The organism is Amycolatopsis sp. GA6-003, from assembly GCF_046267895.1.
Lineage (GTDB): Bacteria > Actinomycetota > Actinomycetes > Mycobacteriales > Pseudonocardiaceae > Amycolatopsis.
The window spans coordinates 3,973,409-3,986,399 of record NZ_CP176499.1 but is presented as its reverse complement, the minus strand read 5'-3'; the positions used below and the strand labels follow the sequence as shown (position 1 = coordinate 3,986,399).

General features: G+C 64.9%; 12 protein-coding genes. 2 read left to right on the top strand and 10 right to left on the bottom strand.

The genetic code is table 11. The annotated features are described in order from the left end of the window. Window positions 1-103 precede the first annotated feature (103 nt). The 5 genes from F9C12_RS17495 to F9C12_RS17475 all read right to left on the bottom strand — a co-directional run bounded on the left by F9C12_RS17495 (window position 104) and on the right by F9C12_RS17475 (window position 4,331). Window positions 104-931: a carbohydrate-binding protein gene (locus tag F9C12_RS17495; protein WP_409183039.1), complete on the bottom strand. Its 828-nt coding sequence runs from the start codon at window positions 929-931 to the stop codon at window positions 104-106. A 50-nt stretch (window positions 932-981) separates the two neighbouring features. Next, entirely contained in the window at window positions 982-1,917 is a 936-nt protein-coding gene (locus F9C12_RS17490; RefSeq protein WP_409183038.1) for an AraC family transcriptional regulator, read from the bottom strand. 135 nt (window positions 1,918-2,052) lie between these two features. Then, on the bottom strand, window positions 2,053-2,589 hold the full coding sequence (locus F9C12_RS17485; RefSeq protein ID WP_409183037.1) for a helix-turn-helix domain-containing protein: 537 nt from the start codon (window positions 2,587-2,589) through the stop codon (window positions 2,053-2,055). A gap of 13 nt (window positions 2,590-2,602) precedes the next feature. Continuing rightward, window positions 2,603-4,108 carry a sodium:solute symporter gene (locus F9C12_RS17480; protein WP_409466606.1) on the bottom strand — a complete coding sequence of 502 codons (1,506 nt, stop codon included), beginning with the start codon at window positions 4,106-4,108 and terminating at the stop codon, window positions 2,603-2,605. A gap of 4 nt (window positions 4,109-4,112) precedes the next feature. Continuing rightward, window positions 4,113-4,331, bottom strand: a complete 219-nt coding sequence (locus F9C12_RS17475; protein WP_409466605.1) for a DUF3311 domain-containing protein — start codon at window positions 4,329-4,331, stop codon at window positions 4,113-4,115. Window positions 4,332-4,504: 173 nt separating this feature from the next. On the opposite strand from F9C12_RS17475, the gene F9C12_RS17470 reads away from it, so the two are divergent. Both F9C12_RS17470 and F9C12_RS17465 read left to right on the top strand, forming a co-directional pair. Continuing rightward, a complete protein-coding gene (locus F9C12_RS17470; RefSeq protein ID WP_409466604.1) occupies window positions 4,505-5,791 on the top strand; it encodes an amidohydrolase family protein in 1,287 nt (428 codons plus the stop codon). Window positions 5,792-5,841: 50 nt separating this feature from the next. After that, the gene (locus F9C12_RS17465) at window positions 5,842-6,984 is read left to right on the top strand and encodes a TetR/AcrR family transcriptional regulator (protein WP_409466603.1); all 1,143 of its coding nucleotides are present in this window, start codon (window positions 5,842-5,844) and stop codon (window positions 6,982-6,984) included. Here the strand turns inward: F9C12_RS17465 and F9C12_RS17460 are convergent. The 5 genes from F9C12_RS17460 to F9C12_RS17440 form a co-directional block, all read right to left on the bottom strand. Next, on the bottom strand, window positions 6,981-8,192 hold the full coding sequence (locus F9C12_RS17460; RefSeq protein WP_409466602.1) for an oxygenase MpaB family protein: 1,212 nt from the start codon (window positions 8,190-8,192) through the stop codon (window positions 6,981-6,983). The two genes, F9C12_RS17465 and F9C12_RS17460, sit on opposite strands and share 4 nt — an antisense overlap. A 1,058-nt stretch (window positions 8,193-9,250) precedes the next feature. Beyond that, on the bottom strand, window positions 9,251-10,180 hold the full coding sequence (locus tag F9C12_RS17455) for a PIN domain-containing protein (RefSeq protein ID WP_409466601.1): 930 nt from the start codon (window positions 10,178-10,180) through the stop codon (window positions 9,251-9,253). Between the two features lies 1 nt (window position 10,181). Next, window positions 10,182-11,174: a ParA family protein gene (locus tag F9C12_RS17450; RefSeq protein WP_409466600.1), complete on the bottom strand. Its 993-nt coding sequence runs from the start codon at window positions 11,172-11,174 to the stop codon at window positions 10,182-10,184. Next, window positions 11,175-12,008, bottom strand: a complete 834-nt coding sequence (locus tag F9C12_RS17445) for an inositol monophosphatase family protein (protein ID WP_409466599.1) — start codon at window positions 12,006-12,008, stop codon at window positions 11,175-11,177. It lies immediately after the preceding gene. Further along, window positions 12,005-12,910: a DUF5919 domain-containing protein gene (locus F9C12_RS17440; protein WP_409466598.1), complete on the bottom strand. Its 906-nt coding sequence runs from the start codon at window positions 12,908-12,910 to the stop codon at window positions 12,005-12,007. Before F9C12_RS17440 ends, F9C12_RS17445 begins: the two co-directional genes overlap by 4 nt. Window positions 12,911-12,991: the final 81 nt, after the last annotated feature.

Here is a 12,991-nt window from a genome sequence, read left to right as displayed (position 1 = left end):
TGTCGACGGTAACTCGACAGCGCGGGCTCGGCTTCTCGGAAAAATTCCCGGAAGACGGAGAACGGCGGGCCCGGGGGAGCCCGCCGTTCTCGTCAGGAGGGGATCAGCCCTTCTGCCACAACGCTGGCGCGTTGGGCGGTTCCCAGCCCGGCTGGGCGGTGTGGCCCTGAAGGCACACGTAGCCGACCCCGTTGAACGTGACCCGCGTGCCCGCGGGGTAGGACTTGCCCGCGGCCCAGGTCGTCCCGCCGGGCTGGCCGGTCGGCGACGTCGGAGTCGTCGAGGGCCCGCCGGTCGGCGTCTGCTGGACGTTGAGCACGAAGTCGAACGCGGCCTCCTTGGCGTTGTTCGGGGCGTCGCGGACCGTCATGAGCAGCCGCGAGTCGAAAATGGTGTCGGTGTTGTTGCGCGGCTCGCCCGGGAAGTACAGCTGCGTCGTCAGGATCGGCTCCCCTGGCGCCTGCACCTTGACGTGGATGTGCCGCGTCCGGCCGGGGTAGAGGCCGGGCACGATCGTCGTCAGCTTGAACTCGCCGAGGTCGTTCGTGTACTGGTGGCCGCGGAAGGTGTAGCCGACGTTGTCGTACGCGCCGTTCACGTCCGCCTGCCAGAAGTCCAGCAGCGCGCGGCGGATCGGCTGGCAGGACAGCCCGAACACGTACCCGCTCACGGTGAGCCGCTGGCCCGGGGTGTTGCCGTCGACGAGCACGCTGCGCTCGGGCGAGTTCGGCTTGAAGTACGGGCCCTCGGTCTGGTCGATCGTCGGTTCGTCGCCGTCGTGGCAGTACGGGGTCGGCTCGACCTTCTGCCCGCCGGCGAAATTCGTGCGGGCCAGTGCCGGACCGCCGACGAGTGCGACCGGCGCGGCGACTCCGGCGGCCAGCGCGGCCTTCAGCACTGCCTTGCGGCTGAACTTCCTGTCTTCGTCCATGCCTGCTCCTCGGTGGGGGCTGGGGATTCCCCTCGACGGTAGGGAGAAGATCAGCCCGCAGCGATGGACGGAGTCATGCAGTCGTGGTGAATCTTCGGGGCGGTGTCGCCGGTGCGGCGGAATCCGCCGGGGCTCAACCCGGTTTCGCGCCGAAAGAACCGACAAAAGTAGGCTGGATCGGCGAATCCGACGCGGCTGGCCACCTGCCGCACGGACAGATTCGTCCGCAGCAGGAACCGTTTCGCCTCCTGCGTCCGCGCTTCGCGCACCAATTCCGCCGCGGTGCGCCCGGTCGCCGCCTTGACGGCCTCGGTCAGGTAGCCGGGCGTGACGCCGAGCCGTTCGGCGTGCGCGCGCACCGACCACAGTCCCAGCTCCGATTTTTCGGCCTGCTGCGCGAATTCCGCCGCTACCGCGCGAGCGCGGGCGGGCGCCGGGGCAGGCGGGATGCCGGGCAGCCGTCCGGCGCGCACGATCAGCACGTGCAGCAGCGCGCGCAGCACGGATTCGGCGTCCTCGCCGCCGCGGCGGAACTCCTCCTCGAGTTCGGCGATCAGCCGCGCGGTGCGGTCGTGTTCGGCCCGGTCCAGCCGCAGCCACGGCCGTTCGCGCAGCCTGCGCAGGGTTTCGCGGTCGGCTGGATGGTCGAAGAGGAAGTCGTCGGTGAACAGCACGACCGAGCCGGCGAGTTCGCGCGCCTCCCAGTGGTGCACCTGGCCCGGGGTGACGACGCCGAGGTGCGGCGGGCTCAGCTCCCACCGCGTCAGGTCGACCACGTGCGCGCCGGTCCCTCCGGTGACGAGCACGATTTCGTAAAACGTGTGCCGGTGCGGGAATTCCGCCCTCGACAACGGCCCGACCGCGTCGAAAGAGCCGACCGCGAACGGCACCGCGTCGGGTGCGGGCACCTCAAGCCGGTGCAGCGGAAGTTCCCCGGTCTTGACCGGTCGGCAGCACATTCCCGGGGGCACCGTCGTCCCACGCATCAGTCCGTCCTTTTCGCCGGTTTCGGAACGAAAAGTCTAGACCAATTTCGCGGCGGGCACCTCCGACGGAAGTATCAGTACTGTGCCGGATGGTCACGGCCGACGACGGTCGCGTACCGCCTTCTCGCGGCCGGATCAGTAACTGGGCGGGGTGACGCTCACGAGGAACCGGGCGGTGGTCCGGCCGTCGTTGCGGAAGCGGTGCGGGACGGTCGAATCGAAGTGGCAGCTGTCGCCGGTCTTGAGCACGTGCGTCTGCTCGCCGACCTGGACGGTCAGCCGTCCGGCGATCACCACCACGCATTCCTCGGACGGATGCGAGCGCAGTTCGTCGGACGAGACCCCGCCCGGTTCGAGCACGCCTTCGAGCACCTCGAGCTTCGCGCCGCCCGGCGACGCGCGGGTGTAGGTGATCGCGTGGTGCGGCGACGAGATCCGGTACCGGTCGTCGTGCCGGATCACCGCGACGGTTTCCTCCTCCGGCTCCTGGAACAGGCTGAACAGCGGGATGTCGAGCACCTCCGCGATCCGCCGCATGGTTTCCAGGCTGGGGTCGGTGACGCCCCGCTCGACCTGGCTGATCAACCCGGTCGACACCCCCGCCTGGTCGGCGAGCTGGCGCACGGTCAGCCCGCGCAGGGTGCGGAACTCGCGGATCCTCGTCACGGTCACCCGATCATTATCGTCAAACGGCGCTCCGGCGCAGGTCACCGGCCTCGGCGGAGTCCGCTGAGCGGGCGCCCGCGCCGACCTCGACCGCCGTTCGCGAGGGAGGCCGGGTCACGAGGCTGACCGCCACCGTCACGATGAGATTGACGACGAGCGCGGGCAACCCGACCACGGTCCCCGGCGGCATGGTGTGCGCGACGAGCGAGCCGAGCGCGGGTACGCCGACGATCAATCCGCCGCACAACGCGCCTGCGGCCAGCCCCACTGCGGTGACCCGGCGCCACAGCATCGAAAGGAACAGCGCGGGGGCGAGCTGTCCGACGGCGCTGTAGACGTTTGTCATGATGCTCAACAGTTTTTCGTTGCTGTGCGCGACAAGAAGTACGGAAAGCGCAGTGAAAACGAGGACGCCTACGCGCATCGCGGTCAACGACGAGGCCCATTTTTCTGAACGGGCCCCGAGTACGTTGCGGGTGAACAGACTGCTGGCCGCCAGCACGAGCACCGCGGTCGGCACGAGTGCGACGAGAATGCCCGCGCCGCCGAGCAGTCCGATGACCCATTCCGGATACTTCTCGCGGACGAAAATCAGCAGCGACGCGTTGGCCTGCTTGTCGGTCAGCTTCGGCAGCGCGAGCACCGCGGCGAGCGCGATCATCACGATCAGGACGTAGAACAGCGAATACAGCGGCTGGACCACCTGGTTGCGGCGGATCGTCGCGACGTCCTTCGCGCTGTAGGACACCTGGAACATGTGCGGCAGCGCGAACGAGCCCAGCGGGGTGAGCAGCAGGAAACTCATCCACCACCAGGTGTTGGTGGCGGGCGAACCGTGCAGTCCGGGCAGGGTCGCGCCGCTGGGATGCGCTTGTTTCATCGCGTCGAACACGCCCAGTGGTCCGCTCGCCCCGGCCGCGTCCGCCGCGCCGATCGCGACCACGAGCAGGATCGCGATCAGCAGCACGTCTTTGACGATCGCGGTGAACGCGGCTCCGCGCATCCCGCCGACCAGCACGAACCCGGCGACCAGCGCCCCGCCGGCGATGACGTAGACCAGCGCCGGGACCTCGCTGCCGAACAGGCTCGCCAGGATCAGGCTCAGCCCGGTCAGCTGGACCTGGGCGTAGAGCAGCAGCGCGATGATGCCGAACCCGGCGACCAGGCCGCCGAACCAGCGGGCTTCGAAGCGGACGGTGAAGTAATCGGCCATGGTGACCAGGCTGTGCTGCTTGCCCGCCCGCCAGATCTTCGGCACCACCCAGTAGCCGACCGCCGCGGTCAGCACGACGGTGCCGAGCACGTAGAACCCGGGCGCGCCGTTGCTGAACACGCCCTGCGACGCACCGAGCAGCGCGAATGTGGTGAACGTTTCGCCGACCAGCAGAAACCAGAACAGCCAGGTGCCGAACCGGCGTCCGCCGACCGACCATTCCTGCAGATTCATCGCCCGGCCGCGCGCGGCGGCGACGGTGCCCCAGACGATCGAGCCGACCGCGATGAAAAGTGCGAGCGCCAGTGCCATCGCGTCACACCCGGTCCAGCTCGCCGCGGCGGCGGTCGATCGCGTAGACGAGACCGATCGCGCCCGAGCCGATCAGCACGCCGGCGGTCATCCACACCAGCAGGAACGGGATCGAGCCGAACACGTAGTCGATCCGGTTGACCAGGGGGATCGCCGCGACGCACCACGCGAACGGGACGCCGAGCAGAAGCCAGTGCCAGCGGCGGGGTGCCTTTCGGGTCATGATCGCTCCTCAGCTCGGCCACGTCTTTGTGTTCAGCCTGGATGAATCCGCATCAGTGTGAGCGATGACTTGTGTTGCGTCAATGACGACAATCGTGGATCCGCGAGAGAGGCTTGCGCAGTGGAAGTGCCCGCTGTTCACTGTGGCTGACCGCAGGAAGACCGGAGGCACGCATGATCCTCACCGCCGCGCGGCTGCTGACCGACGCGTCCGCCCCGCTGATCCACGACGCCGCCGTCGCGGTCTCGGAGGGCGCGATCACCTATGCCGGGCCACGGAATTCCGCGCCCGACGGCCCGGTGACCGACCTCGGCGACGTCACCCTGATGCCCGGATTGATCGACTGCCACGTCCACCTCTGCCAGGACCCGGGCTCCGGCGAAGTCACCCTGGAAATGTCCGGCGACCAGGACGCGCTGACCCGCCGGATGACCGCCAACGCGCGGCGCTTGCTCGACGCCGGGGTCACCACCGCCCGCGACCTGGGCGCACCGGGCACCTTGGGCACCCGGGTACGGGACCTGCTCGCCGCGACCCCGGAAGCCACCCCGCGAATGCTCGCCGCGAACGCGCCGATCACCGTCACCGGCGGCCACGCCGCGTCGATGGGCGGCATCGCGGACGGCGTCGACCAGGTCCGCGCGATGGTCAGGCAACACGCGGAGGACGGCGTCGACCTGATCAAAGTCATGACCACCGGCGGCTTCATGACCCCTGGCAGCCACCCGGCGGAAGCCCGCTACACCGTGGCCGAGTTGACCGCTCTGGTGGCCGAAGCACATGAGTGCTCGCTGCCGGTCACGACGCACGCGTTGGGCGTCGAAGGCATCGAACGAGCCGTACTCGCCGGTGTCGACTGCATCGAACACTGCGGCTGGGTCACCCGTACTGGCACCGAATTCGACCCGCGGATCGCCGAGATGATCGTCGCGCGCGGAATCGCGGTCAGCCCGACCATGAACACCGCCTGCACCGCCGCGGACTACATGTGCCCCTGGGACGAACGCGCCGCCGTGATCGGCAACCTGCGCGCGCTGATTGCCTTGGGAGCCACCATCGTCGCCGGGACCGACGCCGGAATCCCGTTGGTGCACTTCGAACGCTACGCCGACTGCCTGGACACCTTCGCCGAAGCCGGAATGACCCCGCGGCAAGCGCTCGCCAGCGCCACCTCGGTAGCCGCCCGTGTGTGCGGCCTGGCCGAGGTCACCGGTCGCGTGGCCCCGGGTTTCCGCGCGGATCTCATCGCGGTGGACGGCGATCCGACCGAGTCGCTGGCCTCCCTGCACCGCCCCCGTTTCGTTATGGCCGACGGTGTTCGGCACGAAATCCGCGACACCGATCCCGGAACCGCCGATTCTGCGGCCCGGGAACGCATCCGCCGGAACCTCGAACTCGGCGCCGGGCGCGGTGGCGGCACCCACGTGTCCCGCCCGCGTGAAGCCCCGCCCGTCTCGTGATTGACTGGCCGCATGGCCGTACTTCCGCATCCGGGTGCCCGGGGTCCGCTGTGACCTCCGAACCGGCTGCGGCCACCCGTCCGCGCAATCGCAAGCAGCTCATCGTCGAAGCGGCGGGCCGGGCCTTCAGCGAGCGCGGGTACCACGCGGCGTCCATGGAGGAGATCGCCGCCGCCGTCGGGATCACCGCCGCGGCGCTGTACCGGCATTTCCCGAACAAGTACGCCCTGTTCACCGAGTGCGCGAACGTGATGGCAGACCGCCTGGTCGCCGCCCTCGACGCGGTGCCCGCCGCCGCGCCCGCCGCGGAGGTCCTCCGCCCGCTGGCCCGGGTCACGGTCGCCCACCGCGAGTCCGGCGGCCTGTACCGCTGGGAGGCCCGCTATCTCGACCGAGCGGACCGTCGGGTCCTGAGCGCGAAGTTCGCCCGAGTCGTCGCGCGCGTGACCGACGTGGTGCGGCGGTCCCCGGACGCGGACCTCCGCGCGGTCGCCGCGCTCGGCGCGATCGGCTCGATCACCATGCACCGCACGTCGATCGCTCACCACCGCGCCGAAAACCTGCTGACCGAATCGGCCCTGCGCCTCGCCACCTCGACGACCACCCCGGCCGCGCCGGTCGTGGAACTGCCCGCCCAGCCAGTCCCGCGAACCCGCCGCGGGCAAATCCTCGCCGCCGCCGTGCCGTTGTTCGAACGCGACGGATTCGCCACCGTCACGAACGCCCGAATCGCCGAGGCCGTGGGCTTGGTGCCGTCCGCGCTGTACCGGCATTTCCCCAACAAAGCCGAAATCCTGGCCGCCGCGTGCCTGCAAGCCGCGGGGCTCCTGGCACAAGCCGTGGAACAAAACCTCCACGGCACCACCGGCGCCCGAGCCTTGCCCGTTCTGGCCGCCACCTACGTGGCCTACAGCTTCGAACACACCGCCCTGACAAACGTCGCCGCCGCGGAACTGGGCGGCCTGCCCACCGCGTTGCAACGCCCGCTGATCCTCGCCCAACGCGAGCACATCGCTGTGTGGGAACAACAACTCCGCCTGGCCCGCCCGGACCTGGACGCGCACCAAGCCCGCGTACTGGTGCACGCGGGCTTCGGCGCGGTAGTGGAAACGGGCCGGCGGCTGCGGTGGGAGGACACCCCCGAACACCGCGCCGCCGTCACCGCGTTCCTGCTGAGCGCATTGGGACTTTAAGCACCCGGCCGATTCGCCGTGGGGAGCGTGATCGGCGTCTGCGTCGGCGAGGTCCCGTTGTTGAGGTACAGCATCGAAATGCCGCGGACGAATTGGTCGAAAAGATAGAAACTGCCCGGCATGATCTTCGTCGCCCCCTCGCGGAAGGCGACATACGCGGGCCATTCGATCCGCACCAGCGCCGCCTGCGCGTAATCGCGGGGGAGCCCGAGCCAATCGCCCATCTGGTCATTGAGAAGGTAGCGGACCAGCTCGTTGACGAACCCGGAATCGAGCCCGAGTGTCGGCTTCTCGATATAGCCGAGCAACGTCTTCGCCAGGCTGACCCCTTCCTCGGTCGGCCCGAGCACCGGCCACAACATCTGCTGCGCCTGCGCTTCCGCGTCCGCCCACGTCTTCGGAATGAACTGCTCCTGCACGCCGAGCAGATGCAGTGCGACCTGCCAAGCATGCAGATCCGCGTCCTGCTCCGCGGCCGACAGCTTGATGTTCCACTTGAGCATGTTGCTGCGCGCGAACGTCGCCACGGAATGGAACGTCCGCAGAATGTCCCCGTTGCTGATCGGCTTGGGCTGATCCGCGCCCGACTGGTATTTCGCCGACGTCGGCAGCAAATTCCGCACTACTGCGTGTACTAGCCGCGTCTTGTTGGCCGTCACGACGAAATGCCCGTCCGGCGCCCAAGCCTTGGAGTTGTGCAGGTCGTAGCCGAAAGTGAACGTCTTGGCCGCCCGCTGCTTCATATCCGCGCCGCCGGCCGACCAGTAAACCGCCCGAGCCTCCCGCGGAATGACGGTGCTCATGATCCCGCTGCCTAGCGTTTCCGAAACGAACAAATAACTGCTCAACCGGGTATAAAGCTTCTCCGACGCAGCAAGCTTGCCCGGATCCGCCCACGACGGCAGCTTGTTGACCTGCCGCAGATACGCCGCCAGATAGTCCGGCATGCCCGCGGGCAACGGCGCGTTGTTGTCGATCCAGCCCTGCCAAGCGGTGTTGACCGCCGGTATCTTGCCCTCCCTGAGCAACGCCGCAGCGACCGCATCCGCACTGTCGTCCCACACCTGAAACGGATCGACCCCGGTCCCACTCCCGGCGATGGACCCCTTGCCCGACCACGCCCACGCAGTGCCGGTGGTGCCCGCCATCCCCGCGATGCCCAACGCCGCGCCGAGGGTCAGCACCTTCCTTCTGCTGAGATTCTCCATGTACTTGTCTGCCTCTCTGGTAGGCGTCGTTGCCATCCCATCACCGGCCAGGGGCTGCTCGCCGCCCCCTGTCGACAGTCTAGGAAGAAGTGATTTCTCATTAACATAACGGTGCTGGTCGGCTGGTGGCAAGAGGTGTCGTCGCTCCGGATCACCGGTCGGTGCCGAAGAAGCGGCCCGCCCCCGGGAAGCCGCGTGCTCTCCTCGGTCAGAAAGTTCCGCAAGAGCCGCGGGTCAGCTCCGCCCGCTCCGGCACGACGAGCAGATTCAACGGCAACGGCGCACAGCCATACCCAGGCAGCACCGTCTGCCGCGCCCCGCCCCGGAGAGGATCGTCCATCAGCCGCGCATGACCACGAAAAAAGGCCGAACACGAGATCCGTACGCGCCGGTCTTCGCGCCTTGGCCATGACCGGCGCACGCATCAAACGAAGGACAAACGCGAATGGCCCGCCAGCAATATGCTGACGGGCCATTCGTGCGGTACCGGTTCAGATCACACGTCGTAGGTCTGTCACGCCCCGGCGCTGACCTGCGGTCCGCCCAGTTGTACCCTTTCTGACCTGCTGGTTAGCGGTTGTCGTCGGTCGTTCATGGTCAACACTCGCCGACGTCTGACGGCCTGGTGACGGCCTGGCGGGTCCTTCTCGCACCGGCCCGGCGGCCGGCCGCGGAACTGACCTCGTGGGGTTCCTGTTCGCCCCTTTCTCCCTCGTCCCTGCTGCCTCTAGCGCCGGATCGGTCGTGTCAAGGCACGCTTTCCCGCCTTGATGCGGCCGACCCGGTGTTAGACGCTGAGTAACGAGGTACCCTTGGTGACCACTCCACGTCGGCTGGGTAAGTCGGGGGACTGAGCCGGACAGTTCGATGAATCTCCGTCGCCGTTGGCGGTGCGCTCGCGTTGCCATGTCTACGGCGGGCTCGCCCGGCGGCGCGGGCCGGAGCGGAGCGGCAGGCTCGCGGCCGCCATTGGGTGTAGCCCGCCGTACGAGAGGTGACATGCGCGCCGCCAACGGCGACGCGTCTTGATCCCATAGAGCCAAGTTCGGCAAACCTGGCTAGCCAGAAGATTTCCTATCGACTGCGTCCAGTTCGGTTGCGTTCACTTCCCCAGTTGATTCGTCGATCTCTACCCATATACGAAGAGAGTAATCAATTTCTTCTATTGGTTCTTCTGTCTCAGGCGCGAGATCGATTAGTTTTGCTTCTGTCTCAAAGAGTGCGATTAATGCCGAGTCTATTTTGTAGGCTCGAAGAGTTCGCCATCGTTTGGGGTCTTGTTGGATCTCGACATCGAAAACCAGGCCCATGGGTAGATCGCGGGAAGCTTGGGATTGAAATGCATCACTGCAGCTATCTGCAACGCACGCTGCGACTGCGGGGTCTATTGCCGGAAGATCGATCCGTTCGGCGAGATTGGAAATCAGCTCGTCGAGTGAAGTGCAGTAATGAAACCTGTCAGCGTGGGTGCCGAGGTCGGCTCGCAGATCCTCGTGAAGATCCTTCTTGTTTTTGGCGGCAAAGTCTGCGGTGTTGGATGATACAAAGTATGTGACATCATCGAATCGGAGATGTTCGCGAACAACTGTCAACCAAATCGCGGTGTCTCTGGAGCCGCGACCCTCCTTTGCTGGCTTACGCCTTCTGGACTCTCTGAGAAGGGACTCGTGAGCATCTTCGCTGTGAAGTTCTACAATTTCAAACTCGCTCTCCAGTTCTTGCCTCCAGGCCGTTTCAACTTCTTCTGCGTCTGGAATATAAATCGGATCCAGTGGGAAAAACTTTGCCGCTGAATTGAAAGCTGAGAGAAGTTCGTTGAATGCCTCTCGTGACTCCCTGCCGCGCGCACTGACGGATTCCTCCAGCGTCATGAGCGGAAGACATACTCTTATGTTGCGCTTCGCTGCAACGCGTAGGAGTGCATCGATTATTGGAGTTCTAACTCTCCCCCGTCGAGGCAGCACGCATGTGTCCAGAAATATGGCCATTTTATTTATGGCTCACATAATCGAGGCGCTGCACAACCTTCTCGGCGATTTCACTGAACAGGCCATATGTATCGCGTGCTCTAGTGTGTTGCGCTCCCCGTGCCTCCACGCCACCCAGTTCGAAAATTGCCTTATTGCTACGCTGGGCAATGGGTACAAGGCTTGACAGGTTTCGAACTTCGCCCAGATTTGGATCGCCCGGTGGCATCTTCACGCCGCTTGCTTGCATCGCTTTCGAGATGCCATCGGTATATGACCCTGGAATCTGTTTGATCCATTGACGATATGCCTCTGCGGGTTCTTGTCTATAGACGGAAAACTGCTGGCTGATGTAGCCGAGTGGTGAGGGCTTTCCTTCGGGAAGGGTAAAGGGTAGGTTAAGTCCCCTTCTCTCCATGGAACCAATGGCGGCTTGCCATTCGGAAACCCAAAGTGACGCACTCTTTCCTACGCTACTCAGCGCTGTAAGCGAGAAAAGGTCAGGAGCGAGCGGTACTACGAATCCTGTTGATGCTAATATCGCTGTTCGGTTTAGGGCTCCAACGTTCGGGCCTAGGTCCATTACGGCAATATCTGCGTCTACTCTACGGGAGACCTCAGTCACGAGTCGGTAGATTGCCGTGCTAGTGCGAAAGCCTCCCGCGTTTCCTGCAACCGCCTCGGTCCATCCCGTGGGGGCGATTTCCTCGAATTCACTGAGGGCGATATGTCCGGGCAGTATCCAAACGGTATTTCGTATCTGGATGGGATCAATCGGATCGACGTCGCCGGAGCGATCAATTAATGGCTCTAGGCATCTGTGTACTGTCAAGCGGTCGGATATGGCGTTCGATAGTCGCAACTTAGGGAGTGCGGCGCTGGTCAAGTTGGCTTGCGGGTCCAGGTCGATGAGAACGACACGTTTTCCGTGTTGCGCCAGTGCCATTCCGAGGTTGTAGACGAGTGTTGTCTTTCCTACTCCGCCTTTATGGTTAAAGAACGATACTATGTGCACTTAATTGCCTTTTGATTGAGTAGTGGGTTCTTGCATCAGTTCTTTGGGTATCATTTTTGTAAGGCTATCGGATAAGTTTGCCGCCGTGGCGCGAGTTGTCAAGGAGTGTGCCGAATGTGAATTCCCGGCCAAGTCGGTCACTATTGCGCCAGCTTCCCTGGCGATCAGGACGCCGGATGCTGTATCCCACGGTTTGTTGGAAAGGATGATGCATGCGTCCGTCCTTCCATGCGCAACGAATGCGAGATCAAGAGCTGCGGACCCGAACATTCGTACGCGTTCTACATTGTCGGCCAGTGTACGGGTTAACGCTAAGCGTTGATTGTTCTTCGCTGAAGCATTTGCGCCGGTTGCGTAGTCGCCGATCGAGACGATCGCTCGATCGATGCAAGAATTTGGGCTTGCATGTATCAGTGTGCCGTTACAGTAAGCTCCAGATCCTCTAATTGCGCAATAGCTGAGATTTATGAAAGGTGCGTTAATAGCGGCTACGACTGGAGTGCCTTGATGTAGTAATGCAAGCTGAGTCGCGCAGAGTGGGATCCCGTGTGCGAAGTTTGAGGTGCCGTCGATCGGATCTAGTGTCCATATGTACTCTGCGCTGGAATCTATAGAGTCACCGCCGTCCTCTTCACCCAGGAAATCGAAGCTTGGGGTTGCGCGCCTTAAGAAATCACGCACCTCTCTTTGGATGCGGACATCCAGGTCGGTGACCAGGTCACGGTCTCCCTTGGTGTGGACCTCGCCGGGGCCTTGGGTGACCATGAGCTTGCGCCCGATTTCCGCCGCTTCCTGCGCTACAGCGAGCATGGCGTCCAGGTCGTCGTTCTTCACGTGGTGACCTCCGCCGAGCGCGCCCACATGGACTCGAAGACCTGGGAGAACGTGTCGAAAAGGCCGGCGGGCTTGCCTGCCTGCCGTTCCATGACCAGCGTCGGTGACTCGACACCTCGTGCGTCCGGTAGGTAGGGCTGGACCACGCAGGTGTCGTTGTCGATAACGGTGATGTTGAACCGCACAGGCTCGTCGTAGGTGCGGATTTGCAGGTTCTCGCGCGCGGACGGGCTGAGCTTGGACTGGAGACGCTGCAAGGTCTGCATGTTCAGCGTCGTCAACGTGGCGAGAACGCCCGGCGGGTGACCCTCTTCGCGTTCGCGTGCCTTGATGTACTCCCCGGTCGGGTCGAGGAACAGCGCTCGGACCGTGGTCCCGTTCTCCAGCAGTTCCATGAGCGACCGGTCGGAGTACTGCTGACACAGCGCATTGAGCGACAGCCCAACCATGCTGATCGAGCCCGCGTCATCGAACAGCCGATGCGGCGGCATCTCATGACTGAACTCCGGCCGCGTGGTGAACACAGCGGTCACATCGGCCATTCCCTCAGCACGCGCAACCGGCGGCGCAGCTGGCGCGGCGGGCTTGGTCGACGGCGGCTCGGGCACGAAGCCGATTCCCCCGGTGTGCTCCTGGAACAGCTGCTCGGCGGTCCACCCGGGGAACATGCTCTCCAGGATTCGGCAGTGGTCGGCGTAGGGCAGGCCGCGGACGTCCCCGGAAAGCCACCGGTAGAACTGCGCCTTGCTGGGATAGCTGCCCTTCAACGTGTCGTCGATCTTGGCGGCGTGCTTGTCGTACTCGCGGCAGAACGCCCGATGGCCCTGTAGGTGCCGCTGCTTCAGCAGCACCTTGAGCACGTTCGCTTTCTCGGTCACCGGTCCCGCGGCGTGGTCCGCCATGCGACCACCGTAGCAGGCGGATGAGACAAAGACGAGACTCGATGATGGTCAGAAGTTCGAGACGAGACCTCCGCGCCATCT

Bases quoted from the DNA above. Each gene is read 5' to 3' on its own strand.
- F9C12_RS17495 (WP_409183039.1), bottom strand. From the start codon at position 931: ATGGACGAAGACAGGAAGTTCAGCCGCAAGGCAGTGCTGAAGGCCGCG.
- F9C12_RS17490 (WP_409183038.1), bottom strand. From the start codon at position 1,917: ATGCGTGGGACGACGGTGCCCCCGGGAATGTGCTGCCGACCGGTCAAG.
- F9C12_RS17480 (WP_409466606.1), bottom strand. From the start codon at position 4,108: ATGGCACTGGCGCTCGCACTTTTCATCGCGGTCGGCTCGATCGTCTGG.
- F9C12_RS17475 (WP_409466605.1), bottom strand. From the start codon at position 4,331: ATGACCCGAAAGGCACCCCGCCGCTGGCACTGGCTTCTGCTCGGCGTC.
- F9C12_RS17470 (WP_409466604.1), top strand. From the start codon at position 4,505: ATGATCCTCACCGCCGCGCGGCTGCTGACCGACGCGTCCGCCCCGCTG.
- F9C12_RS17460 (WP_409466602.1), bottom strand. From the start codon at position 8,192: ATGGAGAATCTCAGCAGAAGGAAGGTGCTGACCCTCGGCGCGGCGTTG.
- F9C12_RS17455 (WP_409466601.1), bottom strand. From the start codon at position 10,180: ATGGCCATATTTCTGGACACATGCGTGCTGCCTCGACGGGGGAGAGTT.
- F9C12_RS17440 (WP_409466598.1), bottom strand. From the start codon at position 12,910: ATGGCGGACCACGCCGCGGGACCGGTGACCGAGAAAGCGAACGTGCTC.